Raw genomic sequence first — 23,900 nt, forward strand, 5'->3', positions numbered from 1 at the left:
CACTGCGTTCTAGAGGCTCGGAATTTAGCCTAGAGCGGCAAGACGGTCCTATCCCGTCACCGCCACATCACCGTTGCGGAGCTGCTCAATCATCTCATCCCGCTTTGGACGTTCCGCCCTGGCTCCGTTTACTCTCTCGCAGAACAACCGCTCAGCCCCCGCCGCCGTCAGCGCGCCGGTCTGAGCATCAAGATTCTGGTCTGTGGTTGAAACGCGAGCATATCCGATGATCATGCCCCTTCATGACAAAAACCTTCCAAAACCCCAAACGTTTTGTCACAGGTTTTTGGAACCGCTAACAGCTTGATCACTCGTGCGGAGATTGTACGTGACAAAAACGACCGTTTAGCTCACACTCAATGTAAATTCACGAGGTGCGAAACGTTGAGCAAAGCGCGCGTCGTTCAGAGGCCTGGTTATCTCTCTCAAAACAACGTAGATGAAACTTATGCTTAAGTACCTTATCGTTTGCCTAGCACTGGTAGTCATCGCCGATCAAATTTGCGTTCGCTTAGCAGATCGCAGGCTTCGCAACACCCCTCAGTTCTTCGAAGAAATAGTTGCAAGGGCAAACCTGAGTCAGGCTGTTCCCAGTGACAGCCATTTGTACCAAAGCTGTGAATTTCATCAGGTGAACCTGATTTACAAAGCAAAAACCTGTTTCAGCAGGAGAGGTGGAACAAACCCATCTCGATATGGTGACAACCGAGAACTAATAAGCCTGTTTTATTGGCCACCCTTATCAAAGACGTTCTCGATATTTTCAGGTTACTATTACGAAGAAGCCTGCTGCAACAAAATGCTGATGTATGTGTCGCGTGACAAAAAAATTATAGAGGATTTTAGAAGTGACTAGGCTCTGGACACATTGAGTTTCAAAGCCAGTAGATAACGAGGGCTGCAAGCGCGATTGCTGACAGGAAGACTTTTGGGCATCTGTCGTATCGTGTCGCAACCCGCCGCCAGTCCTTCAGCCTGCCGAACATAATCTCAATGCGGTTGCGCCGCTTATATCGGCGTTTGTCGTATCTGATGGCTTTCTTGCGCTGCTTTCGGCCGGGGATGCAGGCGCGTATCCCTTTGTCTTTCAACGCTTCTCTAAACCAATCGGCATCATATCCGCGATCTCCGAGAAGCCACTGGACGTCAGGCAGGCCACTCAGCAGCGCCTTTGCACCGGTGTAATCACTGACCTGCCCGGCACTCACGAACAGGTTCAGCGGACGGCCCTGGCTGTCACAGATTGCGTGCAGCTTGGTGTTCATGCCGCCCTTAGTGCGCCCGATCAGACGCCCACGCCCCCCTTTTTAACCCCAAGACTGGAGGCTGTACGGTGTGCTTTCAGGTAAGTTGCGTCGATCATCACGGTCTTTTCCTCACCGTGATCAGCAGCCAGACCGGCCATCATCTGGGCAAAGATGCCCTTGTCGCTCCACCGCTTCCAACGGTTGTACAAGGTCTTGTGCGGGCCGTAATCTTTGGGAGCATCACGCCAGCGCAAGCCATTGCGATTGATGAAGATAATTCCGCTCAGAACACGCCGGTCATCAACACGCGGCTTGCCGTGGGACTTCGGAAAATAAGGCTCAAGACGGGCCATCTGCGCGTCAGTCAGCCAGAAAAGATCAGACATATCACCGCTCATTTTTCGAACCGTGAATCACGCCACCCACCGGAAATCAATGGGTCCTGAGCCTAAGTTTTGAATAGCTCAGATCCTTATCCTTGCGCGATGTCAATGGAATGCTCTCCCCATTAAGATGTGTTTTTGGGATTGCAAGACCTTCAAAAGGTAGTACGTTGACGCGCTTCATAGATCTTAGAGACATAAAAGAGACCACATGCCTTATGATTCGAGCCAAGGAACGCTAAAACTCCTGAAGAGAAATTACGCCGAAAAAACCCGGCGCACGATCTTTTTTGTTGGCGCGGGCGCATCCGCTGAATCTGGTTTGCCAACTTGGTACGATCTTCGCGAAGCGGTTCATCATGATATCGACCAGACCGTAGATGGGGGTGCTTCAGAAGAGCTTCTGGATAAGTTTAGAGAGCTTGAAGTGAGGCGTGCCACTAACGACTACTGGGGCTATTTTGAATACGCCGAGGAGCATTGGTCGACAAGCTATAACGACGCACTGAATAAGCGTTTATCACTCGATTTCTCGAAAGTACCACTGCCAGTAGTGTATGAAAAATTATGGTCTATGAGAAACAACAAGCAGATTGTCACGCTTAACGTCGACGGTCTGATCGAACGAGCTTTTCAGACGAACGAGCGAACAAGGCAAGCGAAACTTCTCAGCTATGATGGATACGCTATAACGGACTCGCAGGCTTTCATCGCGAAAGATGCATATTGCTGCCTAAACCTTCATGGTACCGTGTATCAGAAAAGCCGCTGGGTGATGAATGGCGCAGAAAGGCGTAAACTGACTGAAGGAGCTACCGGAACGAAGTACAGGGCATTTTTGACTTGGTTGTTCCAGAGCCACAACGTCGTGTTCGTAGGTGTGAACCCTGAGGATGTTGCCGTTTCGCCCGCTATTCAAGAAGCCCAGAAAACAGGAATCTTGGGAGAGCACTTTTGGATTTGCCCAGCGCCAAACAGTGAGACCAGAAAGTGGGCAGAGAAGAATGGTGTCCGGATAATTGCGTATACGCCGGAAATTTTAAAGGATGGGAGCAGGGTTCACTCCACGACAATTTGCTCCATTTTGGATGATTTGGAGCAGTATACTGCGCCTGAGCCCGAAGTGAAATTGCCGATTACGAGGACGGAAATTGACGTTGAGGAATTTCCAGAATGCTCCACACTAATAGATATGATCAATAAAAACCGGTCAGAAACGATTGACTTAATGGCTGGTGCCGCGACGGGGCTGGGATGTAAGTATGAATTTACTAGCAGGCAGCTGCACGAATTCATTCGCCGTAACTCTCTGGCGATCCAAATGGCCACTGCTTTGGATAGTAAGGTGGACGGCTATAACTCCCTTGGACAGTATAAGCTTCACGAGAAACTGCAAGGTAGTGGATCTTCCTCTGTTTGGTTAGTCGAAGACACCACCAACGGAGGCGATTACCTCATTGCTAAAGTTCTCAATGGGAACACACACGAAGACGAGACAGAGAGGCAGAGTTTTCGGCGCGGTATCCAGTCAATGTATCTGCTGAACGGATCAAATTCTTCGATTGCTCCGAAGTACATTGATCACCTTGAACTTCCACTCGCCGTGATAATGGAGCACGTAAACGGCTCACCTCTTTCTGAGGTAATGGCGATGGGTGATTTCTGCGAGCCAGATGATACATTGAAAATGTTCCTCACGATTTCTCGGGCAGTCAGAAACTGTCACATTTCCGATGGTCAAGTGCTTCATCGTGATCTGAAGCCTGGGAATATTATTTTCGAAGACTGGTTTCCGGGGTACGAGAAATCGCAGCTGCTTGAAGCTTCTGTTCGCCTTATCAACTTTGACCTCTCTTGGCACAGATTTTCGTCCGGAAACACTAAAGCTATTAGTGCCGAAGAGACCGGATACTACGCGCCGGAGCAAAAAGGTTTGAAGAACACCGCGCCTCCAAGATCTGCATCGACTGATGCATACATGCTCGGAATGATTCTGTACTATCTCGTGTGCTCTGAGCACCCTCCGGAGGGAGGAGCACGTTTGATAGATTGGGTCGATCAAGTTCGGCGTGTCGTAAATCGGAGGTTTAAGAATAGGACGGTGTCGAATAGAGTCACCCGCCTTATCGATCTAATGACGCGACAAGAGATGAACGAGAGGCTGGATATCGAGGCTGCGCAGGCGGAGGTTGAAAGTCTATTGAACTTCATGAAACGAGATTTTCATAAGGTCGATCATGATGTCTTTGTTGAGAACTTAATTGCCACATCGGGGCGAGATTACAGCTGGGATGTTGATAAGATTGAAGGAAAAATCCGCACAAGTATACAGGCGGAATTTCTCATACGCTACCAACCTAAAGGAATGAGCTGCGAAATCGAGTTCTCTCGAAGTCGGGGTGATGCGGATACTCGAGCGACTTTTGGTCCAAAGATTAACAAGAAAATTTCTGAGTCTATTCAATCCCTTAAGGATGCAGGGTGGATCTGTGAGGAGGGTGGTGCTGTGATCCGAAGTCTGAAAGCCAAAATCAAGATTTCAGATTTGATTGCGAAGACTGACCTTGGAGCTTCCGAGATGAATACGCTCTCCGGCAGGTTGCTTGCGAATTTCGATTAGAAACGTTCAGCATACTTGTCAAACGTTTCGTTTGGATAGGGTAGAAGTCTGTGTGTTTGAGTATGGCTCACTCGCGAGGAACCGTCTCGGGGTGTGCGGAGCGAGCATGGCGAGTGCCCACTTTGTCATGTGGGGGCATCGCTCGATGTAGAGTGTTGGGAGAGAACACACAGTACGAATACAGGTGTCGTAGCCGACAATCCGGGCTGCCTAGTCAGTGAATCAGCTCCCTGCCTCCCCTCCTAACCCACGGTCGAATTAATGTGTTGTAAGTACAGCAAATTCCGAAACCGCGAGAGCGGGTTCGCCTTTCTCCCGCGGTTCTGACCCCAGCGCTGGAGAGAGCTTTTCAGGACGAATGAATAGCTGCTTTCGGGAAGGTGGACAGAAGTTTCGCAGTTGCGGCTTCCTGTAGACAGGGTTTCCGGCCAATGACTGCATCGGGCTGCCACCAGCCTTTTGTGCCTGCAGCAACTTTGCCTTAAGGCAGGGAAAACATTGGGTACAGAGCCGCGCGCGGCTCTGAACCCAAGTTGCACACGATAAGCCCAATTATGTTCCCTCTGCAGCCGTTGTTTGGGTTTGCCGAATTGGGGCTACGCCGCCCCTTTCAGTTCGTCGCGCAAAGCGGAAGCAGAACTCGATGAAAGATAGCGTGCTGCCAGATTTTGATTAACTCCTGGATCACACTCCATCCGAAAGGCACGGTACAGCCGTCCGTCGTCCTCGCAACTGTAGCGGGCCACCTCCCTACGGATCTGGTAACCGAACCGCTTTAACAGAGGCCCCAGCCCTGGCGGCGAAAGTGACATCAGCATAGATGCTCCAAGGCCGAAGGTAGCCCTGCACAACCCGGCGACGACGAGCTTAGTCTCGATGGACGGGTTCGCCTGATCTGCTCGTGTCTCATCCATTACAAAGCGGGTGCATTCCCATGTCTGGTTCGTTTCCGGGTAGTCATTGAGCAGCCCGCCAGGGATACCAGGGATTTTGCCGTCTCTGGCGTCCTTAAGCATGTAGGTCCAAAACCCATCACTGCCCGCGCATGACGCCGCACGGGCGCCGGCAATCACACGCCCCTCGTGCGTAACGATGGAGTAGACCGCACCCGTTCGGTCATATTGATCCTGCTCAAAAACTCCATCATGGGTCAAACCCCAGCCAAGTTCGTCCACCAGCTTAAGCTTGCGGAGGGCGAGAAACCCTGAATAAACCGCTTCAAAAGCGGGGCGGCGTTCGAAAGAAAAGACGTGTAGTTGCATGGCGCTCTCCTAGTTGCAGCGCCATGTTCAAAGAGCCCATTTTGAATGGAATCGTTGGTCTTTAGATAAGCCCGAATTTTATCACTAGTGATACCAGTTGCGCGGTTGAGGTAGCCTCAACGGCCTGCATCGCCCCTCTGCGGCGCTGGCGAACAGTTTCCAGCTTTACCCCGAGCCTTTCGGCAATTTCCTGATCCTTAAACCCCGAACACATGAGGCGAAGAACATCCTGAGCCTGCCGTGATATGGAATAGTGCCGGGTTTGTTCGTGGTGCAGTGAGTAGAGCGTGTACAAAGCTGCTTTCGCAAGCCGCCGCTCGGTGTCGGTCCACTTGGGACCGCTACAGCTCACTATCGACACCTGCCCGTCAACATGAATTGAAAGAGTGTTTCCCTGCATTAGACCGTGCCTGGCGGCATCATCAAAGAAGCGCTCGCTTTCCGGGTAGCGCGCCCTCAGTTCGTCCCAAGTAATAAAGCCGGTTCCAGCTATCCCGAACCTTATTGTTGGGTCTAGGTTGAGGTATCTTTGAGCAACGTACCGCTCCTGCCACTCTTTCGAGTATGTCGACTTGAGATAGGCAATATTCGCACCGTCGAAGCCAACGCCAAGCGAAAACCCACACTCAGAAATATTATCCAGGGTCCGTAAATGGACACCCGCTATATCACTAATCATATTGGACACACACGTTTAGTATGTAATGTGACATATCGTTACCGCAATGCGAGAAATATCACAAGTGATACTTCTCTCCGATAGGCGAACAAATGAAAGAAGACGGTATCACCGCCGAAACTCTGCAAAGGATTGTCCATGAAGTGGAGCAAGCAAACCAAGAAAGGCCGGGCGAAGGAACCCGGCTGTTCGAACAAGCAATGGATAGGATTAGTTCAGCGCGGGCGCGCACTCTTGATGAGCCGACTGACTAGCTCGGCATCATTTTCTGAGAGGTCCGCAGCTTTCTCAACAACGGACCGGCTCTCGGATGAAGGATCATCAGAAAACAACCAAGCCATATCAATATTTGCAACTTCACAAATTTTCATAAGCTTACCGACCGTGGGGTTGAAGCGGCCCGACAGCACTCGGCTTACATACTCAGCCCCGCTATCGCTCTCCAACGACACCTTATCATAGTCAAGGTTACGGTCATCCAAGGCTTGGCGCAGGCGCTTCCTCCACACCTCGACCCCTTCACTCTTTGAGACAGATTTATTCTTGCCTGGTTTGCTCATGCGCGAACCTTACACGACATTATTTGTCCAGCAAACGGAAATAAAAGTCCAATAGGCGGACTTTTAAGTTCGCGCATCCAACACAAAAGGATAGGCTGCAACCTTTTGCGGTAAACTTACGACCCTTTAAGGCGTTATGATGGTCCTTTAGGGTTGTCGCTATGGTCTTTTAGGGCTACCGTTCAATTCAACGGAGGACCCGATGGCACCAGAAACAATTATTCACCACTTGAGCGGACAGCAGTTCGCAGGGCTTCTCCGCAAAGAGCTTGACCAGATGAACCGAGGCTTCACCACGGTTTCTTGCGAAAGCTTTGCCAGGTCTTGCGGCCTCTCTGGCAAGCAAATTCGCAGACTGAAGGACGGGAAGGTACCCAACCCGAATACCCTTACTGTCAGGACTGTTCTGTACACCTTGGGGTATCGGGTAGCGAATGCAGGCGACGACGTCGTCCCACACCTTAAAGAGACAGGTACCTACGACGAGGAGATGCACGGCCCCAAACGGAAACGTCGCAATTTGTCTGCTGGTGATCTGCCCCCTCTCTCTGACGGGAGGGCGCCAGGCCAGTGACCCGCATAGAGAAACAGTACCCGTCCAGCCAGTTCCGCACGCCTGCTAGCAGCGGCCTGGCTCAACTTCCCGGCAGCCATGGGGATGCGCTGCCGGGGGCTTTTTCTTCCCGCCTACCACTCGCCGGAGCGGATCCCAGCCTTGCCTCATGTCTGGCGGACTGGGGCCAAAGGGTGCGCGAGTTGTGGCCCCACCCGGCCGATCTGGCCGGTGACGTAATCGGAGCGATCTGTGTGTTCGCCCTGCCCTTCTTGTTCTTGTTTGGAGCCAATTTGAAATGACAGGCACCAGTGTTTTTATGAATAAATCAGTTCCAGAACGGATTACTGAACTTCGGGCCGCTGCGGCTATTTATGCAGAGCAGCGCGAACGCCTAGTTGTCGCTGCAAGCCGTCACAAGATGGCTCATACACGTCGCTGGAAGACGGTCGGGGAACGTGCCGCAGAAGTGGACGCAGCAGTTGAAGCCCTGGCCGAAACGCAGCGCCGGGTAGCGGATCTTGTCGCCAGCCTGGCCGGTGACGGCGCTCTGGATGATTTCACCGACTTCCTGGCCCGCAAGCACTGATGCCCGGCGCGCAGATCATAAACGGCACTTTCAAGCCCCGCCTGCGCGCTGACACAGGCGGCCATGCCGCAGAGAACGGCGGGCCTTCCCTTGAAACTCCTGAATTTAATCAAAGCGGAGCATCCCCAATGACCCCTCCAAATTGGCAGAAAATTCAAACCCTTCAGGTTTCCGATATCCAAGTGGTAGAACGCCTGCGCACCGCCTCACCCACGGCAGTTGCCAGTATTGTTTCGTCCATCCATGAGGTGGGCAGCATCCTGCAACCGCTGCTGGTGCGCAGGGTCAAAGACGGCTACCGCCTGATGGACGGCCTGCACCGCCTGACCGCCGCCAAAGAAGCCGGGCTGGAAGAAGTGCCGGTCAAGGTCAGCGAATGCACCAACGACCAGGCCATCCGGATTGAAGTTGACGCCAATGTGGCCGGCGCCCCGCTCACACCGCTGGATATGGCCGTGTTCCTGGCAGAGCACAAAAGGCTTTACGAGCTGGACAATCCCGAAACTGCGCGGGGTAAGGCCGGGGCGCATGGCCGCTGGAATGCAACGGACATTATGTCCGTTGCATCATTCAGCGCCAATGCCGCCGAGGTGTTCGGCAAGGGAGGCCGGCACATTCGCCGCCTGATCAGCGTCGGCGAAAAGTTGTCCAAGGAAGAAATCGCCCAGCTGCGCAGCGCCCCGAACCGGGTGCAGTTCAAGGATCTGGAGCATATCGCCAAATGCAGTGCGGAGGCAGACCGCAGTGCGATCTGTATCGCACTGGGCCAGGGTGAAGCGAAGTCCGCAAAAGAAGCCCTGAACCGGATGAAGTCACCCGGTGATCCGGTTCAGTCGACGCCCGAGATGCAGGCTTCGAAGCTGTCAGATGCCTTTGCAAGGGCCTCCAAGGCTGCGCGGCTGGAATTTGTCCGGCGGAACGGGGAAGAGCTGGCTGCACTGCTGGCCGAGGTGCAGAAGCAGGACGCAACAGGCGAAGTCGTTCCCTTTTCCAGCCAGAGGGAGGCCTGACAGTGACCAGTGATCTGAAGCCAACACAGGAATGGTGGTCCGCGGCAGACATCGCGGCGGCGCGGCTGCCGGGGCTGCCGGGCAGTGTCCGCGGCGTGAACGCCTATGCTGAGCGCGAAGGTTGGAAGACCAACTTTGCAGCGCTTAAACGCAAACCCGGCCGCGGCGGGGGCTTGTACTTCCACTGGTCGCTTTTCCCCCATGACGCCCGTTTGAAGGTGCTTACAATTGGGATTGAAGCCCCTGATGAGCGCCCCGATCGGACGGCGGCCTGGCTGGCCTATGAACAACTGCCGGAGAAATCCAAGGCTAAAGCCCGGCGGCGGCTTGATGCGCTGCGCAAGGTGGAGCTTCTGCACCATAGCGGCACGAACCATGTTGTTTCCGTTGCGGTGATCGCGGCGGAGGTGAAGGTCAGCCAACGCACGATTTACAACTGGATCACCCAGATCGAAGGCATCCCAGCAGAGGATCAGCTTGCCTATGTGGCCCCGCAGATCCCCAAAAAACGCGTCAAAAAAGAGGACCGGTCCCAGTTCAAACCGTTCATGGACTGGCTGAAAAGTGCCTTCCTGCGGATGGAGGGGCCGACATTTGCACAGAGCTACCGTGATGCGGTTCGTGTTGCGGGCCATCGGGGCTGGGAGTTTCCAATCCTGAAAACCGCGAAACGCTGGATGGATGCCGAAGTTCCGCGCACCACTCAAGTATACAAACGCGAAGGCCCACGCGGGCTGATACGCTGCTTTCCCGCACAGATCAGAGATAAATCCGCTCTGCACGCGCTGGAAGCTGTGAACGCGGATTGCCACAAGTTTGATGTGTTTGTCCGCTGGCCCGATGGTAAGATCCGCCGCCCGCAAATGATTGCGTTTCAGGACCTCTACTCAGGTAAGTTCCTGTCCTGGCGGGTGGACTGTGATCCGAACAAAATCATGGTGATGGCTGCCTTTGGGGAGATGGTAGACAATTGGGGCATCCCAAAGCGTTGCCTGTTCGACAACGGCCATGAATTTGCAAACAAGTGGATGACGGGCGGGTCCCCTACCCGGTTCCGGTTCAAGGTGCGCGATGATGATGCGCACGGCGTATTAACGCTGTTGGGCATCAACCTGACATGGGCACAACCGGCGAGCGGCCAATCAAAGCCTATCGAGCGGGCCTTTGGCGGTCATGCAAATGACATTGCTAAAGATGTGCGTTTCGCGGGCGCGTATGTGGGGAACCGTCCGGATGCCAAACCTGAAAACTACGGCTCCCACGCCGTTCCCCTGCATGAGTTTATTGAGGTTCTGGAAGAGCGCATTGAAGAACACAATGCCCGGACGGGGCGCCGCACGGACACGGCAGCCGGCCGGAGTTTTGATGAGACCTTTGCGGAAAGCTATGCAACGGCCAATATCCTGAAGGCGACCGAAGAGCAGCGCAATCTTTGGCTGATGGGTCAGGACACAGGTAAGCTTCACACAAACAATGGCAGCCTGAAGTTTCTGGGCAATGTCTATCACTGCGACTGGATGAGCCAGGAAGCAGGCCGCAAGGTTGTGATCCGCTTTAACCCCGAAAATCTGCACGGCGGCGTGCATATTTACACACCCGATGGCGCGTACCTGGGTTATGCCGAATGTCAGCAGAAAATCGGCTTTTTCAGTCATGAGGATGCGCGCGTCACCGCTAAGCGGAAGCGTGATATCGTCAAAAAAGAGAAAGAGTTGGCCAAGCTTTACGCACCGCATACTCCGGAACAGCTCGGGGCCGATTTGAACGGGATCCGCAAGGAAACCACTGCGCTGATGGAAGCCAAGGTGGTGAAGCCGGTGTTTGCCAAAACGCCTAGGGTCTCAACATTCAGGCAGCATTCCGACCCCAGCGCCGAGGCGGCTCAGGACGCCCTCATTCTGCAGATCGGCGCCAAGCGGAAGACACCCGAAGCATCCCCCAAACAGGTGTCCTTCAAAGTGGCCGCAACAGCAGACGAACGGTTTGCCCAGGCGCAGGAAATCGAACGGCGGCAGCAAAACGGCGATCCTGTCGGGGAGCGCGAGGCGGGCTGGCTGACAGGCTACCAAAGCCATTCTGAATACGAGGCGCTGGCAGCGCTGAAACAGGCATTCGGCGGCAATACTGCCGGGTAGAACCCAAAAAAGAACCGCCGCCTGGCTGGACCCCATGGCGACGGCATTGATTGACTAGGAGCAAGCATGACACAGACCTTGGAAATCGGCAATAGCGTACAACCGTTGACCAACGTGGCGACAATGGCAGCACTGGTTACAGAGCTGCAGAACCGGACCTTTGGAATGCCGGGTTTGGGCGTGTTTTATGGCTACCCCGGATACGGCAAAACCTTTGGTGCCATCTTCTGCGCCTCCGCCTTTGACGTCATCCACATTTCCATGCAGGGCGATTGGACCAAAAAGACCTTTTTGGAAAGGCTGCTGAACGAACTGGGCATCGCGCCTAAGCGAGTGGTGCCCGATATGGTTCTGCAGGCTTGTGAAGAGCTGGCGCTGGATGGGCGCACGCTGATTGTCGATGAAGCGGACTATGCCTTCCGGCGCGGTGTGATAGAGCTGATCCGGGATTTGCACGATGGCTCGGATACTCCGGTTGTCATGATCGGCATGGAAGAATTCCCGCAGAAGCTCCGGAAATATGAACTCATTGACAGCCGGGTCATGTCCTGGGTCGCCGCGCAGCCGGCAACCCTGAAAGACGCGGGCCTGCTGGCAAGCGTTTATGCTGAGGGCGTGGACGTTGCCGAAGATTTGCTGGACGCCATTCTGGACCGCAACACCGGCAACGTGCGGCGCATGGTGACCGACCTAGCCCAGGTCAAAGGCGAGGCAAACAAGCTCGGCCAGACCAGCATGACGCTGCAGGACTGGGGCGGTATCGAGTTCCGCCGCAAGGACGCTCCCAGCCCGCGCAGGGGGCTGAAATGATCCAAGCCGCCACCCGTAACGCCGCCGAAAAAGAGATCCTGGAATTCATCCAGACACGGCTGCGGTTTACCCACCATGACGTTGCCACTTATTGCGAGGCCAGCGATTGGACCCGGCAAAACTTTCTGCGCGCCTTGCAGCGCCAGGGCGTTGTCACCGAGTGCGGCCGCAACGGCACTACCCAGTTCTATACTGTCTGGGGCGTTGACGAAGCCAAGAAGATCATGGCGGCGGCCACCGGACATGAGCTGGATACTGCCTGGTCCCGCAACCGCCTGGACCAGTTGCTGGGCAAGATGCGCGAGACAGGTGCGGATATTGAGCTTCCATCGGCTGAACCGCGCAGCCTGGAAGAACAGCAGATTTGGAAATACATTTCCGAGCGGCCTTATTTCACCACTGCAGATGTTGAAACCATATGCGCGTCGGAAACCATCCGGACGCGGTTCCTCAGCCGCCTGAAGCAGACCGGCGTCATGCGGGTTTGGGGCCGCAGCAAGGGCAAGGTGTTTTTTTCGGTGAAATCGCCGGAAGAGGCGCGCGAAGACGCCAAAGACAAACGCAGCACCAAAGAAGGCGCCGTCTGGACCGCAATCCGCCACCAGAAACGGTTCAGGCCGGTTGATATCTTTGCTGCGCTGGCCCCGGCCCGCCCGGATATCCCCCAGCGGTTCATCGTGGAATACTGCCGGATTTTACGCCGGGCCGGCTATCTGCGCACCGCCGCCCGAACCCGGAATTTGATGGCAGATACATCACTGTTCCTGATGAAGAACACTGGCCCGCTGCCGCCCCAGAAACGCAGCATGACCGTCATCATCGACACCAACGACGACAAGATTGTCTATGCACCGGGAGGGCGACTGTAATGAGCGACCGTCTGATACTTGCCCAGGACGGCTGGGGCGATGTTCTGCCTGATTGGGTGGAAGTCCTGGTCCACGAATGCGACCAGTCCTCTCAAAACGTTGTTGCTGCGAAACTGGGCCTTAGCCCGACAATCGTCAGCCAGGCGATGCGCAACCGCTATGCCGGCAAACTGGTCCGGATCGAAACCGCTGTACGCGATGTTTTCATGAGTGCCCCGGTCAATTGCCCGGCCCTGAAAACGGAAATCCCCAGTGCCGCCTGCCTGGCCCACCGCCGCCGTGCGGAAAAGTGGACACATTCCAGCCCGTTCCGGGTCCGGATGATACGCGCCTGCCGTGCCTGCCCGAAATTCAACAAGGAACCCAAAGAATGACCACCCGGCTTCCGTTCAAGGTCCGGCTTGCAATTCATCTGCGCCGTATTGCCGACCACCTGGATCCGGGAGGCGCCTGACTAGTTTTCCACCACTCACTGAAAGCCACCACTTATGACCGAACCAACTCCGGAAACACCCCGCACCAGCCAGTTCAACCCCGCCCCTATTCCTGATGGCCGGGTTTTCGCTAACGGCAACACCTATATGGCCAACGCCAAAGGCGGATTGGACCCAATTGAGACGGTAAACGCTCAAGATCTGCTGATGGATGAAACCGTCCGCAAAATTGTCAGCTATGCCCTGCCGCTGCAGGAGCAAATTGCCCGTTTCAAAGCTCACACAAACAGCGACATTGTCGCTCTGGAAGAGCTTCTGGCACAGGAATACGGCGCCAAGATTGGCGGGAAAAAAGGCAATATGACCCTGCTTTCCCATGACGGCCTGTTCAAGGTCACGGTTTCCGTCGCCGACCGGATCGACTTTGGACCAGAATTGCAGATTGCAAAGCAACTGCTGGACGAATGCCTGAATGAATGGGCTGCTGATGCTGGCCCGGAACTCCGCTCCATCGTCACCCGCGCGTTCAACACCGACAAAACGGGGCAAATCAACCGCTCTGAGATTTTCATGCTGCTGCGCCAGGATATCGCCGATGAGCGCTGGCAGCAGGCCATGAAAGCCATCCGCATGGCGATGCGCGTTGTTGGCACGGCGTCTTATACCCGCTGCTATCAGCGCTCCAGCGTTGATGCCCCATGGCAATACATCGCCATCGACCTGGCCAAAGCCTAAGCCCGTTTCCCTCCCGCCAAGTTCCCCGCAAGTTCAGATCAGGAGATAGTTATGTCCGAATTCGGCCCCCAGACGCCCGCAAAATACGCCAATGCTTCCCAGCCGCCCATCGCTGCAGCGGTTCACCTGAAAACAGGCGAATGCACATGGAGCGTTGAAATGCAGATGGATCAGGCCCGCGACATGGAAGCCGATGGCTTTGAAATCCATTGGCTGATGCCCGCCGTCGCCGCCGAAACCGAAGACCAATCCTGAAGAATTGGACCCGAAACATGCCAACAACCAAAGATGATATCCGCGACGGCCTGCGGCGCAGCTTCAGCGTCTACGCAACCAGGCAAGGACGCGCTTACAGAATGCTTGGCGGCCGGCTGGCCATCCTGAAACAAAACGCTGCTCTGGCCAGGATTTCAGAGGAGGAATTCGCGGAGCTGTCCAAAGAGGAAATGGAGCGCGCAGCGCAGCGCATGGAAGCCCGGCAACAGGACTTTCACCCAGTTACCGCTGTGCCCGCCGTCGAAGAGGTGACGGGATGAGCCGCGCGCTTCAACAAAAGATCCACGTCGGCTGTCGTAAGCTTGGCCTGGACAGTGACGGCCGCCGCGATCTGCAGCTTGCCGTCACCGGCAAAGCCTCCATGAAAGACATGAATGAGGCGGAGCTGAACAGCGTTTTAAAGCGCCTTAAAACGGATGGCTTCAAGGCCAGCAGCGGCAGCAAAAAACACAAGCTGGCCTCCCGCGCCGATCTTCGCCTGGTCCATGTCCTGTGGCGGGAACTGGGTGCAGCCGGCGAACTGCGCGATTCCAGCCGCAAAGGACTGAACAAATTCATCCGCGCCCGGTTTGAAACCACCTGGCAGTCGATCCCAGCCGACGTGGATATGCTGCGCCAGCATGATCAGATCGACCAGGTTATTCAGGCCCTGAAAAGCTGGGGCAAGCGGGCGGACATTGAATTCGCCTGGGAGGATCATCAACGATGAAAAAGCCAAGCCGCCCGCAAGTATCCGACCACGCTGTCCTGCGGTTCCTTGAGCGCGTCAAGGGCGTGAACATCAACGCAATCCGCCGCCGGATCGGAAAGGCTGTGACGCTTGGCGATGCGTTTCCGGAGGCCACAGGCATCATCCACGGCGGCCATATCTATAAGGTCCGCAATGGAGTGGTGACCACTGTTTTGCCGATCCGGGGAAACCGAACCAACCGCAAGCCGCCGAAGGGCCGGACCAATGGCAAAGGATGAACTGAGTTTTCCTAAACCGCCTGCCCAGGTGGAACCCTATATGGAAGCCCTGGGACTTGAGGACACCTTGCGTTTCCTTGAAGCCTTCGGCGGTGTTGAAACCTACATCGCCACTCACCCCACCGAACGGTCCAAAGTTGTTGAGCTGATTGGCTATCCAAAGGCCCGGATGCTGGCAGCCATTGAAAACCGCTTGCAGCGCCGTGTTCCCCTGGTCAAGGAATGGCGCGCGGCAGTCTATCATTCTCAGGGCTTGCCAACCGTGCAAATTGCTCTCAAGCTTGGCGTGACCGACGTCAGCGTCCGCCGCTGGTTGCGGAAACCCGGCGCGCGCCGCAAGACCGCCCCCAACCAGCTCCCCTTGTTCCCCGGCGTCTGACGCCAACTGCCCCGCACATAGGTGCGGGTGTATCGTCCCGTCCCGATCCCCCAATTTAAACCCCAATGAAATGGGGTTTTAAGGGGCCGGAAATGGGCATCCAATACGGCAAGGTCACTGGGGCGGCATTCAACGAAGCGCGCTGGATTGGTGGCGGGATCGTTCCCAGCCTTGTCATTCTTCACGACACCGCCAGCCGGATCGCAAAGGGCAACGCAGCCCGCTACCTGCAGAGCAACGACGCCAAGGTATCGGTCCATTTTGTGATCGAGCGCGACGGGCACATCGAGCAGCAAGTCCCGGTGAACCGGAAAGCCAGCCATGCCGGCAAGTCGGAGTATCACGGCCGCGAATGGTGCAACGGGTTCTCCATCGGCATCGAACTGGTGAACCCTGGCCGTATGACGCGGGCTGCACCGGAACTTGCACGCACCTGGTTCGGCCAGAAATTCAACATACCGGAATACGGCATTGAAGAAACCGAAACGCCCCAGCACGGGCACGGCCTTTGGATGCCCTACACTGAGGCGCAAATCTCGGCTCTACTTGGCCTTTTGCAAACGTTGTTTTCGTCCATTCCGACTCTCGAAGACATCACCACCCATTGGTACGTCTCCCCTGGCCGGAAAGTAGACACCAACCCGCTTTTCCCGCTGAAGCATATCCGGTCGCTTATCCTTGGCCGCACCGATCCGGCGGAGGCAGAACTGGGTGATGAAGAGACCCCCGCTGCCGCAGATGATTTTGTGATCATCAGCACGCCCGGCGACACACTCAATATGCGCCGCTGGCCCAGCTTCAATCCCAATGTGATTGCGCAGATCCCCGATAACACCCGCGTGCCGGTCATCGCCTCTGTGACCGTCGCCGGGCGTGAGTGGCTGAAGGTGTTCTATGGCGGCGCCGCAGGGTGGGTTGTCGAGAGCTACGCCGATCCCGTCACCATTTCAAAACCCGGCTTCAAGGGGGCTGAGACATGAAAAACAAGGACAAGATCATCAGGTTTCTGGGCACTGTTGCTCCGACCGTCGCGGCAGCCCTGGGCGGGCCGATGGCCGGAGTGGCCGTTGATGCCCTGGCAACCCAATTCATGGGCCGCCAGGGCGCCTCTGCCGACGAGGTGGAGCAAGCCATTCTGGGCGCCTCTGCCGCCGATCTGACCAAACTGAAACAGGTGGACGCCGAGTTCGCAGCCCAGCTTCAGGCCGCCGGCATTGAGCTGGAACGCATCGCTGCCGATGACCGGGACAGTGCCCGCGCCCGCCAGGTTGAAACCAAGGACCGAACGCCCGGCATTCTTGCCGCGGTGGTGATTGTCGGGTTCTTTGGAGTTCTGGCCTATGTGACCCTGAACGGCTTGCCCGCGGACAGCGGCCCGGTACTGGCTCTGCTGATCGGCTCTCTAGCGACTGGTCTTAGCCAGGTGTTGAACTTCTATTTCGGCTCGTCAGTCGGATCCAAGGACAAGGACGCGGTGATTGCCGGTATGAAAGGCGGTGCCGCATGACCAGGATCATAGCCCTTGCCGCCGCCATCGCCCTGGCCTTCGCCGTTCGCACGGCCGACGCCTTGTCCATTGTCGTTACCGTCGATTGCTTCCCGGCCTTTGATCAGATGGCCGACGCACTGCTGGACCAATACGGGGAAAGGCCTGCAGCGGAGATGCTGGCTAAGAATGGAAACGCCATCCATCTATTCGCCGCCCCGTCGGTTGGCACCTGGACTATCATTTCGACCGAACCGGGCGGCCAAACTTGCACCCTGGGCTACGGCACGGATTTTCAGGTTATCGGGGCTTCTGCACCGGAACCGGCGGGGGAACTTCACTGATGGAGTTCGACCCCACATTCACGTTCTCCAACCTGCTTACAACCGGCAACTATGCGGCCGCTTTGGGGTGCGTGATCTATACTTGGTTCGCCACCCGCCGTTCAAACGTGGACGCCCGGTTTAAGGCTGGGTCTGACCGCATGAACGCACTGGAAAGCCGCATCCAGTCCACTGAGCAAACGCTCAGCACGATGCCTGAGAAAGACGACATTCATTCGCTTCAGCTCCTGTTGTCCGACATGGGCGGCGAGCTGAAGGCAATGAGGGCGTCCATGCGCGGCATCGCCGAGAGCCAGACCCGGCTTGAACACATCTCATCGCGCCACGAAGATTACCTGCGGGAAAAAACATGAGCTACAACGATTTCAACCGCAAGCACCGCCGCCTGGCCATTCTGCGCCACCTGGAAGCCTGCACGGATTACACCTCAAACGCCTCGATCCTGACCGACGTGCTTGACCATGTTGGCGTGACCTCGACCCGGTCCCAGGTCATCACCGAACTGCAGTGGCTGAAAGAAAACGGCTTTATTACCACGCAGGAGAACGGTGATTTTGTGGTCGCTACAGCCACCCTTTCGGGGGCGGAGATCGCAACGGGCCGTTCCACCCACCCGGAAGTCCAGCGCCCCAGCCCGAAAGCTTGAGCCATGCCCCGCCCCCGTAAAATCAACATGATGCCAGGTGAAGTGCGCGACTGGCTGAACGAGACGCTGAGGGACAGCGGCTGGAGCGGTTATGAGAAAATCGCAGATGACCTGAATGCCAAGCTGCAGGAAGAAGGCATAGAGCTGCAGATTGGCAAGTCTGCGGTTCACGAGTACGGCCAGGAATACCGCGAATTCGTCAAGTACCAGGAACAGGCCAGCCAATGGGCCGAAAGCTGGATGACTGAAGCCGGGCTGGAAGAAGAAGCCCAGCGGCACAACGTTCTGTTTCAGATGCTGACCACGTTGGCGTTCAAGTTCATGCAGCAGGAAATGGCCAAGGAAAACGGCGAGATCGACCCGCGCGAGCTGCATTTCATCGGCAAGATGATGAAGGACGTAATGGCCAGCTCCGGCATCCGCGAAAAGCTGATGGATGACGAACGCGGCCGCATCGCCCGCATGGCCCGTGAGGAAGCGCAGGCTGAAATGGCCGGCCGCCTGGATGAAGCGGTTTCCGAGGCCGGGCTTTCGCCGGAACGGGCAGAGAATATCCGCAACCGCGTGCTGGGCCTGCGCACATGAAGTCCGAAGCTGATCTGGCCCCGCAGCACCCAATCCTGTCACGCGATGCGGAAACACTTCCAGACGGTTTGCGCCTGGGCGCGGATCTGCCGGAGGATCTGGACCCGCTCGCCGACGGCATTCTGATGGAACACCAGAAGACCTGGCTGGAGGACGATAGCGATCTTAAAATCGCTGAAAAAGGCCGCCGCACCGGCATTACCTTTGCTGAAGCCCTGGACGACACACTCACCGCCGCCAGCACCAAGGCCGCAGGCGGAGACAACGTGTTCTACATCGGGGACACCAAGGAAAAGGGCCGGGAGTTCATCGGCTATGTTGCCCATTTCGCCAAGGTCGTTGCCGGTGAGCTGGTCGATATTGAAGAACATCTGTTTGAGGACAAGAAAGAGGACGGCACCAGTAAGTTCATCACGGCTTACCGGGTCACCTTTGCCAGCGGCTACCGGGTTGAGGCGCTGTCTTCCAACCCGGCCAACATCCGGGGCTTGCAGGGTATCGTTGTTATTGACGAGGCGGCCTTCCACAAGGATGTGCGGGAGGTCATTGACGCCGTAAGCGCGATGCTGATCTGGGGCGGCAAGGTCCGGATTATCTCCACTCACAACGGCATTCTGAACCCGTTCAATGAGCTGATCCGCGAAGCCAAGGCCGGAAAGACCCCCTATCAGGTTCATCACATCCCGTTCGGCGATGCTGTTGAAAACGGGCTGTACCGCAGCGTCTGCCTGATGCGGGAGAAAGAATGGTGTCAGGAAGGCCAGGACGCCTGGGAAAAGACAATCCGCACGGCCTACGGGTCCCGCACCGCTGCCATGCGCCAGGAACTGGACGCCATCCCGGCCGAGGCCGAAGGCGCCGCCCTGACCCGCGTCCAGATCGAAGCCTGCACCAAACAGGGCGTGCCCTACCACCGCTGGATCCAGCCGGACGAATTCAAGAATGCCCCGGATGAGGTCCGCAAGAAGACGGCCCTGGATTGGTGCGAAGAACACCTGAAGCCGGTGCTGGAAGGGCTGAACGAAAGCGGCAAACATGTGATGGGCGAAGACTTTGCCCGCTCCGGCGACGCCACCGACATTGTCATTCAGGAAATCACCGATACCCTGGTCCGGGAAACCAAGCTGCTGGTGGAGTTGCGCAACATCCCGTTCGACCAGCAGCGGGACATTCTCTTTTACATCTGCGACCGGGTCCCGAACTTCATCAAAGGCGCGCTGGATAAAACCGGCAACGGCGCCTACCTGGCCGAAAAGGCCGCGCAAAGGTACGGCGAGCGCATCATTGAAGTGAGCTTCAGCCGCGATTGGTACGCCCGCGAAATGCCTCCCTACATCGAGGCGTTTGGCGACAAGACCATTCTGCTGTGCGCCCATGAAGACGTGGTTCAGGACCACCAGTCTCTGCAGTATGTGAAAGGCATCATTAAGGTGCCCGATAATTTCCGCATAAAGGGCACGGATGGGCTGGAGCGGCACGGGGACAGCGCCGTGGCCAGCGCCCTGGCCTATTTCGCAAGCCGCCAGGACTATTCCGAAATCGCCTATCGCGGCGCCAATACGCAACATGCAGACGGCAGCCTGGACAGCGATGGCGGCCACCCATTTGGCACGCCGCAGGGCGTTGGCAAAGGGTGGTGGCGCCAGCCCCTGGGCGCAAAACTAAGAGGGGGGATTTGATGGCCCGCACCAAAAAAGAGCGCAAGCGGAGCAAAGCACGCCGCGCGCAGCAGCAGGCAAAGCAGTGGAAATATGAGCGCGTAAAACTGGCTCAAGCAACTTTGCCGGCCGCATCTGGCCGGGTGCGCGGCACCGGCTGGTTCGGCAATTTCCGGTTTTGGCTTTGGGGAGGCCGCTAATGGGCCGTAAACCAAAGGTTCTGGACCAATACGGACGTCCGGTGAAGCGCGCAGAGCTGACCCAGGAAGTCGCCGCCGCCACAGTTGGCGGCGCGCGTTCGCCGGTCTTTGGATATCCCGCTGATGGCTTGGACCCTGTTGTCCTGGCCAGCATTCTTCGGGCAGCGGATCACGGCGACCCGACCCGCTACATGGGCCTGGCGGAAACCATTGAAGAACGCGACCCGCATTACCTGGCCGTGCTGGGAACCCGCAAGCGGGCTGTCAGCCAGTTGGAAATCACGGTGGAACCCGGCGCCGACACGCCCGACGCAAAAAAGCACGCCGAGCTGATCCGGGCCTGGCTGAAGCGCGACGAGCTGACCGAGGAAATCTTCAACATCCTGGATGCAATCGGCAAAGGCTATTCCTTCATGGAAATCATCTGGGATTACTCCGAAGGCCAGTACCAGCCGGAGCGCCTGGAATGGCGCGATCAGCGCTGGTTCCGGTTCGACCGCACAGATCTGCGCACCCCGCTCCTGCTGGATGACAAAGGCCGGGAAGTGCCCTTGTCTCCTTTCAAGTTCATCTTTGCCCCAATGCCGGCAAAGTCCGGTTTGTATCTCCGGTCAGGTCTGGCCCGGATTGCAACCTGGTCCTGGATGTTCAAGGCCTACACCCAGCGGGACTGGTCAATATTCACCCAGACATTCGGCCAGCCGATCAGAATCGGAAAATACGCACCTGGCACATCAGACGCCGAGAAAAACACGCTGTTCAGAGCCGTCGCTGATATCGCTGGCGACTGCGCGGCCATCATGCCGGCCAGTATGTCGGTCGATATTGTTGCGGCCCCGAATGTCGGCGCGTCATCCGATCTTTACGAAAAGCGCGCCGACTGGCTGGACAAGCAGACGTCAAAGGCCGTCCTGGGGCAGACTTCGACCACCGATGCGGTTACCGGCGGGCTTGGGTCCGGCAAAGAACATCGTGAAGTGCAGGAGGATATCGAACGCGCGGACGGAAGGATGCTGGCAGCGATCCTGAACCGCCAACTGGTGCGTCCTTTCATTGATTTGAACCACGGACCGCAGAAGGTTTACCCGCGCCTGGTCATCGCGCGCCCTGAAGCAGAGGATTTGAAAGCCTGGACTGATGCGACCGTGCCTTGGGTTTCTGCCGGATTGCAGGTTTCTCAGAAAGAAGTTCTGGACAAGCTGGGGCTGTCTGCACCAAAGGCGAAGGACGCGATCCTGGGCAAAACGCCGGAAACCCCGCCTCAGCCGGGAATGCAACCGGGCGCAGGCAACGGGAACACCCCTGAGAGCATTTTTAAAGGGGGGTTTTATACCCGGAACGGTTTTTCAGGGGGCGATACCGCCCTGCAGGCCGAACAGCCCTCTGCGGGCGATTTTTCGGGGGTGTCGCCAATTCCGGATCTGACCGCCCGCCTGGAACAGGAAGCAGGCCCGGCGGTGGACGGAATGCTGGATCAGATTGAAGCCATGCTTGAGGCGGCGTCCGGCTTCGAGGAATTCCGGGAAATCCTGCTGAACGCCTATTCCGATCTGAATGCAGATGGACTTACCGCCTCCATGCTCGATGCCATCACGGCCGCCGTCGCTGGCGGACGGGCTGCGGTAGAGGATGAAGCCGGTGACTGATGCGCTGGCGGCCACCTTCCGCCGCCCCTTCAAGGAGCAGGCCGCAGCCTTCCGGCTGCGGCTCGGCAACCTGGTTCCCACGGCGGCTTGGGATGATTTGGCAGGCGCGGCTCATGACCGGTCTTTTGCCGTTGCCGGTGCGGTCAAGGCCGATCTGCTGGCGGATCTTGCCGCCACCCTGGACAAAGCCATTGTAGAAGGCACCGGCTTTGAGGCTTTCAAAGATGATTTCCGGGCCATCGTGGCCCGGCGCGGCTGGACCGGCTGGACCGGTGAAGACAGCGAAAAAGGCCGGAACTGGCGGATGCGGACCATCTACCGCACCAATATGCGCTCCAGCTACATGGCCGGGCGCCTGGCGCAGCTCCGCAACGGCAACTTTCCGTTTCTGGTTTACCGGCACGGCGGATCTTTGGAACCGCGCCTGCAGCACTTGTCCTGGGACGGGGTGATCCTTCCCGCCGATCATCCGTTCTGGCCGCTTGCTTTCCCGCCCAATGGTTTTGGCTGCAGTTGCAATGTCTTTGGTGCCCGCTCTGTTGCCGGTGCCATCCGGCGCGGCGGCAAGCCGGGAGTTAAGCTCCAGGACGGTTGGGATGCTCCCCTGGCAGAAACAGGCGCACCCACTGGCATAGATGAGGGCTGGGGCCATGCACCGGGCGCGTCCGTTGCAGACCTGGTGCAGACCATGGCCAAGAAGACGGTAAACTGGCCGTACTCTATTGCCCGCGCCTATCTGGATGATTTCCCGGCCGTCCAGCAGGACGCATTGTCCAGCGCCTACCGCAACCTGCCGTCGCTGATGACCGACCTGCGCCGCTATGCAAAAGCTGTGCAGGAGGGCCGCGCGGTTCAGCCGGTCCAAACTATGGGCCGCCTCACCCTGGCGCACCGGCAACGGGTGAAGGAACTGCTGGGCAACGATCTGGAGAATTTTCACTTCACGCTGGACGCGCCTGCGGTGCGGCACATTCTTTCGGGGCACGGCGCGGCCTCTGAAGCCCTACGCGGCCAGATCCCAATCAGTGCGGAAACTTACGCGCTTCTGCCCCGTATTCTGAACCAGCCGGACGCCATCGAGGAAGCAGGACAAACGCGGGCGGGACTGCCTGTGGTCCGGTTAACGCGCCGGATCGGCGCGGTGACCTACACTGTGGCCTTGGAGATCCGCGGCAAGAAGCGCCGGATGCTGGCAGTTCAATCCATGTGGGGAAGAAGAGCTTCCGATGGGTCCCCGGCCTGAACGCCCGAACACGGTTCCAGGTTATGAGCCTGGCGGCCTGATGCCCCCAACGAAAGCAGGTAGAATATAGCCATGAGCGGACTTGTTTACAACACGGACACCCTGGACCCGATGCTGGAAGCGCTCCGGGATGCGCTGGATGACCCCTCCGAGGCGATGGCGGACCTGGGTGAATACCTGGTCAGCTCCACTCAAGACCGGATGCTGAAGGGCGAAAACCCCGATGGAACCCCCTTCGCGCCCCGGTCCCAGACGACAATCGACCGCTACGCCAAGCTGGGCCTGTCCTATGGCGCACCGTTGAATCAATCCGGCGACATGCGCAACAGCCTGTTCTATGAGGCCAGCAAGGACGGGCTGGAATACGGCTCCAATGCCATCCAGGCTGCCGTCATGCAGTTTGGTGCTGCAAAAGGCGCCTTTGGCACCGCTTCAAACGGGTCTTCAATCCCCTGGGGCGGAATCCCTGCCCGCGAATTCATCGGCATTTCCGATAAGGACCAAGATAATATGGTGCTTGAGCTGGAAGAGTGGCTGGAAACGGCGGCAAACAGCCGGGGTTGACCTGGCACACCTGCCCCG

Annotated in this window: 29 protein-coding genes; 24 read left to right on the top strand and 5 right to left on the bottom strand. The window is 57.1% G+C overall.

All coding sequences use genetic code 11. The annotated features are described in order from the left end of the window. Positions 1 to 48: 48 nt before the first annotated feature. Together METH_RS10620 and METH_RS23135 are read right to left on the bottom strand one after the other, a co-directional pair. Complete coding sequence (locus tag METH_RS10620; RefSeq protein WP_024090471.1) at positions 49 to 234, bottom strand: recombinase family protein; 186 nt, start codon at positions 232 to 234, stop codon at positions 49 to 51. A 641-nt stretch (positions 235 to 875) separates the two neighbouring features. Continuing rightward, a protein-coding gene (locus METH_RS23135; RefSeq protein ID WP_156927478.1) for an IS5 family transposase occupies positions 876 to 1,633 on the bottom strand; the annotation gives its coding sequence in 2 pieces (ribosomal slippage) (positions 876 to 1,309 and positions 1,309 to 1,633; 759 coding nt in all). Between the two features lie 208 nt (positions 1,634 to 1,841). Here METH_RS23135 and METH_RS10635 point away from each other — a divergent pair. Further along, positions 1,842 to 4,250, top strand: a complete 2,409-nt coding sequence (locus METH_RS10635; protein ID WP_044008393.1) for a protein kinase domain-containing protein — start codon at positions 1,842 to 1,844, stop codon at positions 4,248 to 4,250. Positions 4,251 to 4,846: 596 nt separating this feature from the next. Here the strand turns inward: METH_RS10635 and METH_RS10640 are convergent. The 3 genes from METH_RS10640 to METH_RS10650 all read right to left on the bottom strand — a co-directional run bounded on the left by METH_RS10640 (position 4,847) and on the right by METH_RS10650 (position 6,751). Beyond that, positions 4,847 to 5,512, bottom strand: a complete 666-nt coding sequence (locus METH_RS10640; protein WP_024090474.1) for an acyl-homoserine-lactone synthase — start codon at positions 5,510 to 5,512, stop codon at positions 4,847 to 4,849. Positions 5,513 to 5,573: 61 nt separating this feature from the next. Then, the gene (locus METH_RS10645) at positions 5,574 to 6,191 is read right to left on the bottom strand and encodes an autoinducer binding domain-containing protein (protein WP_024090475.1); all 618 of its coding nucleotides are present in this window, start codon (positions 6,189 to 6,191) and stop codon (positions 5,574 to 5,576) included. A 215-nt stretch (positions 6,192 to 6,406) separates the two neighbouring features. After that, positions 6,407 to 6,751 (bottom strand): helix-turn-helix domain-containing protein, encoded by a 345-nt coding sequence (locus METH_RS10650; RefSeq protein ID WP_024090476.1) that lies wholly within the window; start codon positions 6,749 to 6,751, stop codon positions 6,407 to 6,409. 851 nt (positions 6,752 to 7,602) lie between these two features. Between METH_RS10650 and METH_RS10660 the strand changes: the two genes are divergently transcribed. The 23 genes from METH_RS10660 to METH_RS10770 all read left to right on the top strand — a co-directional run bounded on the left by METH_RS10660 (position 7,603) and on the right by METH_RS10770 (position 23,882). After that, the gene (locus tag METH_RS10660) at positions 7,603 to 7,893 is read left to right on the top strand and encodes a hypothetical protein (RefSeq protein WP_044008394.1); all 291 of its coding nucleotides are present in this window, start codon (positions 7,603 to 7,605) and stop codon (positions 7,891 to 7,893) included. Between the two features lie 128 nt (positions 7,894 to 8,021). Further along, the gene (locus METH_RS10665; RefSeq protein WP_044008637.1) at positions 8,022 to 8,903 is read left to right on the top strand and encodes a ParB/RepB/Spo0J family partition protein; all 882 of its coding nucleotides are present in this window, start codon (positions 8,022 to 8,024) and stop codon (positions 8,901 to 8,903) included. A gap of 2 nt (positions 8,904 to 8,905) precedes the next feature. After that, positions 8,906 to 11,038, top strand: a complete 2,133-nt coding sequence (locus METH_RS10670; RefSeq protein WP_024090481.1) for a transposase domain-containing protein — start codon at positions 8,906 to 8,908, stop codon at positions 11,036 to 11,038. 66 nt (positions 11,039 to 11,104) lie between these two features. Further along, positions 11,105 to 11,848: an AAA family ATPase gene (locus METH_RS10675; RefSeq protein WP_024090482.1), complete on the top strand. Its 744-nt coding sequence runs from the start codon at positions 11,105 to 11,107 to the stop codon at positions 11,846 to 11,848. Beyond that, the gene (locus METH_RS10680) at positions 11,845 to 12,717 is read left to right on the top strand and encodes a hypothetical protein (RefSeq protein ID WP_024090483.1); all 873 of its coding nucleotides are present in this window, start codon (positions 11,845 to 11,847) and stop codon (positions 12,715 to 12,717) included. Before METH_RS10675 ends, METH_RS10680 begins: the two co-directional genes overlap by 4 nt. After that, positions 12,717 to 13,091: a hypothetical protein gene (locus tag METH_RS10685; protein ID WP_024090484.1), complete on the top strand. Its 375-nt coding sequence runs from the start codon at positions 12,717 to 12,719 to the stop codon at positions 13,089 to 13,091. Before METH_RS10680 ends, METH_RS10685 begins: the two co-directional genes overlap by 1 nt. 114 nt (positions 13,092 to 13,205) lie before the next feature. Next, positions 13,206 to 13,886 carry a DUF3164 family protein gene (locus tag METH_RS10690; RefSeq protein ID WP_024090485.1) on the top strand — a complete coding sequence of 227 codons (681 nt, stop codon included), beginning with the start codon at positions 13,206 to 13,208 and terminating at the stop codon, positions 13,884 to 13,886. 51 nt (positions 13,887 to 13,937) lie between these two features. After that, positions 13,938 to 14,141: a hypothetical protein gene (locus METH_RS10695; protein WP_024090486.1), complete on the top strand. Its 204-nt coding sequence runs from the start codon at positions 13,938 to 13,940 to the stop codon at positions 14,139 to 14,141. A 17-nt stretch (positions 14,142 to 14,158) separates the two neighbouring features. Then, on the top strand, positions 14,159 to 14,422 hold the full coding sequence (locus METH_RS10700; RefSeq protein ID WP_024090487.1) for a hypothetical protein: 264 nt from the start codon (positions 14,159 to 14,161) through the stop codon (positions 14,420 to 14,422). Next, a complete protein-coding gene (locus METH_RS10705; protein WP_024090488.1) occupies positions 14,419 to 14,871 on the top strand; it encodes a gp16 family protein in 453 nt (150 codons plus the stop codon). The genes METH_RS10700 and METH_RS10705 overlap by 4 nt, the downstream gene beginning before the upstream one ends. Next, positions 14,868 to 15,131 carry a hypothetical protein gene (locus METH_RS10710; protein ID WP_024090489.1) on the top strand — a complete coding sequence of 88 codons (264 nt, stop codon included), beginning with the start codon at positions 14,868 to 14,870 and terminating at the stop codon, positions 15,129 to 15,131. Before METH_RS10705 ends, METH_RS10710 begins: the two co-directional genes overlap by 4 nt. Beyond that, positions 15,118 to 15,510, top strand: coding sequence for a hypothetical protein (locus METH_RS10715; protein WP_024090490.1), 393 nt, complete (start codon positions 15,118 to 15,120; stop codon positions 15,508 to 15,510). The genes METH_RS10710 and METH_RS10715 overlap by 14 nt, the downstream gene beginning before the upstream one ends. Before the next feature lie 65 nt (positions 15,511 to 15,575). Beyond that, on the top strand, positions 15,576 to 16,490 hold the full coding sequence (locus tag METH_RS10720) for an N-acetylmuramoyl-L-alanine amidase (protein WP_245602880.1): 915 nt from the start codon (positions 15,576 to 15,578) through the stop codon (positions 16,488 to 16,490). Further along, the gene (locus tag METH_RS10725; protein WP_024090492.1) at positions 16,487 to 17,017 is read left to right on the top strand and encodes a hypothetical protein; all 531 of its coding nucleotides are present in this window, start codon (positions 16,487 to 16,489) and stop codon (positions 17,015 to 17,017) included. Before METH_RS10720 ends, METH_RS10725 begins: the two co-directional genes overlap by 4 nt. Next, the gene (locus tag METH_RS10730) at positions 17,014 to 17,340 is read left to right on the top strand and encodes a hypothetical protein (RefSeq protein ID WP_044008395.1); all 327 of its coding nucleotides are present in this window, start codon (positions 17,014 to 17,016) and stop codon (positions 17,338 to 17,340) included. The genes METH_RS10725 and METH_RS10730 overlap by 4 nt, the downstream gene beginning before the upstream one ends. After that, positions 17,340 to 17,693, top strand: a complete 354-nt coding sequence (locus METH_RS10735; RefSeq protein WP_044008396.1) for a DUF2730 family protein — start codon at positions 17,340 to 17,342, stop codon at positions 17,691 to 17,693. The genes METH_RS10730 and METH_RS10735 overlap by 1 nt, the downstream gene beginning before the upstream one ends. Further along, positions 17,690 to 17,986: a VpaChn25_0724 family phage protein gene (locus METH_RS10740; protein WP_024090495.1), complete on the top strand. Its 297-nt coding sequence runs from the start codon at positions 17,690 to 17,692 to the stop codon at positions 17,984 to 17,986. The genes METH_RS10735 and METH_RS10740 overlap by 4 nt, the downstream gene beginning before the upstream one ends. A gap of 3 nt (positions 17,987 to 17,989) precedes the next feature. Next, entirely contained in the window at positions 17,990 to 18,571 is a 582-nt protein-coding gene (locus tag METH_RS10745) for a phage protein Gp27 family protein (RefSeq protein ID WP_024090496.1), read from the top strand. Further along, entirely contained in the window at positions 18,568 to 20,250 is a 1,683-nt protein-coding gene (locus METH_RS10750) for a hypothetical protein (protein WP_024090497.1), read from the top strand. The genes METH_RS10745 and METH_RS10750 overlap by 4 nt, the downstream gene beginning before the upstream one ends. After that, a complete protein-coding gene (locus tag METH_RS10755) occupies positions 20,250 to 20,429 on the top strand; it encodes a hypothetical protein (RefSeq protein WP_024090498.1) in 180 nt (59 codons plus the stop codon). Before METH_RS10750 ends, METH_RS10755 begins: the two co-directional genes overlap by 1 nt. Then, on the top strand, positions 20,429 to 22,075 hold the full coding sequence (locus METH_RS10760) for a DUF935 domain-containing protein (RefSeq protein ID WP_024090499.1): 1,647 nt from the start codon (positions 20,429 to 20,431) through the stop codon (positions 22,073 to 22,075). Before METH_RS10755 ends, METH_RS10760 begins: the two co-directional genes overlap by 1 nt. Further along, positions 22,059 to 23,318 (top strand): PBECR3 domain-containing polyvalent protein, encoded by a 1,260-nt coding sequence (locus METH_RS10765; RefSeq protein WP_044008397.1) that lies wholly within the window; start codon positions 22,059 to 22,061, stop codon positions 23,316 to 23,318. The genes METH_RS10760 and METH_RS10765 overlap by 17 nt, the downstream gene beginning before the upstream one ends. 72 nt (positions 23,319 to 23,390) lie before the next feature. Further along, positions 23,391 to 23,882: a phage virion morphogenesis protein gene (locus METH_RS10770; RefSeq protein WP_024090501.1), complete on the top strand. Its 492-nt coding sequence runs from the start codon at positions 23,391 to 23,393 to the stop codon at positions 23,880 to 23,882. Positions 23,883 to 23,900 lie beyond the last annotated feature (18 nt).

The sequence above is a fragment of the Leisingera methylohalidivorans DSM 14336 genome (genome assembly GCF_000511355.1).
Taxonomy (GTDB): domain Bacteria; phylum Pseudomonadota; class Alphaproteobacteria; order Rhodobacterales; family Rhodobacteraceae; genus Leisingera; species Leisingera methylohalidivorans.

Bases quoted from the DNA above. Each gene is read 5' to 3' on its own strand.
- METH_RS10665 (WP_044008637.1), top strand. From the start codon at position 8,022: ATGACCCCTCCAAATTGGCAGAAAATTCAAACCCTTCAGGTTTCCGAT.
- METH_RS10620 (WP_024090471.1), bottom strand. From the start codon at position 234: ATGATCATCGGATATGCTCGCGTTTCAACCACAGACCAGAATCTTGAT.
- METH_RS10645 (WP_024090475.1), bottom strand. From the start codon at position 6,191: ATGATTAGTGATATAGCGGGTGTCCATTTACGGACCCTGGATAATATT.
- METH_RS10635 (WP_044008393.1), top strand. From the start codon at position 1,842: ATGCCTTATGATTCGAGCCAAGGAACGCTAAAACTCCTGAAGAGAAAT.
- METH_RS10685 (WP_024090484.1), top strand. From the start codon at position 12,717: ATGAGCGACCGTCTGATACTTGCCCAGGACGGCTGGGGCGATGTTCTG.
- METH_RS10725 (WP_024090492.1), top strand. From the start codon at position 16,487: ATGAAAAACAAGGACAAGATCATCAGGTTTCTGGGCACTGTTGCTCCG.
- METH_RS10745 (WP_024090496.1), top strand. From the start codon at position 17,990: ATGCCCCGCCCCCGTAAAATCAACATGATGCCAGGTGAAGTGCGCGAC.
- METH_RS10720 (WP_245602880.1), top strand. From the start codon at position 15,576: ATGAAATGGGGTTTTAAGGGGCCGGAAATGGGCATCCAATACGGCAAG.
- METH_RS10640 (WP_024090474.1), bottom strand. From the start codon at position 5,512: ATGCAACTACACGTCTTTTCTTTCGAACGCCGCCCCGCTTTTGAAGCG.
- METH_RS10700 (WP_024090487.1), top strand. From the start codon at position 14,159: ATGCCAACAACCAAAGATGATATCCGCGACGGCCTGCGGCGCAGCTTC.
- METH_RS10760 (WP_024090499.1), top strand. From the start codon at position 20,429: ATGGGCCGTAAACCAAAGGTTCTGGACCAATACGGACGTCCGGTGAAG.
- METH_RS10690 (WP_024090485.1), top strand. From the start codon at position 13,206: ATGACCGAACCAACTCCGGAAACACCCCGCACCAGCCAGTTCAACCCC.
- METH_RS10750 (WP_024090497.1), top strand. From the start codon at position 18,568: ATGAAGTCCGAAGCTGATCTGGCCCCGCAGCACCCAATCCTGTCACGC.
- METH_RS10755 (WP_024090498.1), top strand. From the start codon at position 20,250: ATGGCCCGCACCAAAAAAGAGCGCAAGCGGAGCAAAGCACGCCGCGCG.
- METH_RS10695 (WP_024090486.1), top strand. From the start codon at position 13,938: ATGTCCGAATTCGGCCCCCAGACGCCCGCAAAATACGCCAATGCTTCC.
- METH_RS10730 (WP_044008395.1), top strand. From the start codon at position 17,014: ATGACCAGGATCATAGCCCTTGCCGCCGCCATCGCCCTGGCCTTCGCC.
- METH_RS10740 (WP_024090495.1), top strand. From the start codon at position 17,690: ATGAGCTACAACGATTTCAACCGCAAGCACCGCCGCCTGGCCATTCTG.
- METH_RS10715 (WP_024090490.1), top strand. From the start codon at position 15,118: ATGGCAAAGGATGAACTGAGTTTTCCTAAACCGCCTGCCCAGGTGGAA.
- METH_RS10650 (WP_024090476.1), bottom strand. From the start codon at position 6,751: ATGAGCAAACCAGGCAAGAATAAATCTGTCTCAAAGAGTGAAGGGGTC.
- METH_RS10680 (WP_024090483.1), top strand. From the start codon at position 11,845: ATGATCCAAGCCGCCACCCGTAACGCCGCCGAAAAAGAGATCCTGGAA.
- METH_RS10770 (WP_024090501.1), top strand. From the start codon at position 23,391: ATGAGCGGACTTGTTTACAACACGGACACCCTGGACCCGATGCTGGAA.
- METH_RS10710 (WP_024090489.1), top strand. From the start codon at position 14,868: ATGAAAAAGCCAAGCCGCCCGCAAGTATCCGACCACGCTGTCCTGCGG.
- METH_RS10765 (WP_044008397.1), top strand. From the start codon at position 22,059: ATGAAGCCGGTGACTGATGCGCTGGCGGCCACCTTCCGCCGCCCCTTC.
- METH_RS10735 (WP_044008396.1), top strand. From the start codon at position 17,340: ATGGAGTTCGACCCCACATTCACGTTCTCCAACCTGCTTACAACCGGC.
- METH_RS10660 (WP_044008394.1), top strand. From the start codon at position 7,603: ATGACAGGCACCAGTGTTTTTATGAATAAATCAGTTCCAGAACGGATT.
- METH_RS10705 (WP_024090488.1), top strand. From the start codon at position 14,419: ATGAGCCGCGCGCTTCAACAAAAGATCCACGTCGGCTGTCGTAAGCTT.
- METH_RS10675 (WP_024090482.1), top strand. From the start codon at position 11,105: ATGACACAGACCTTGGAAATCGGCAATAGCGTACAACCGTTGACCAAC.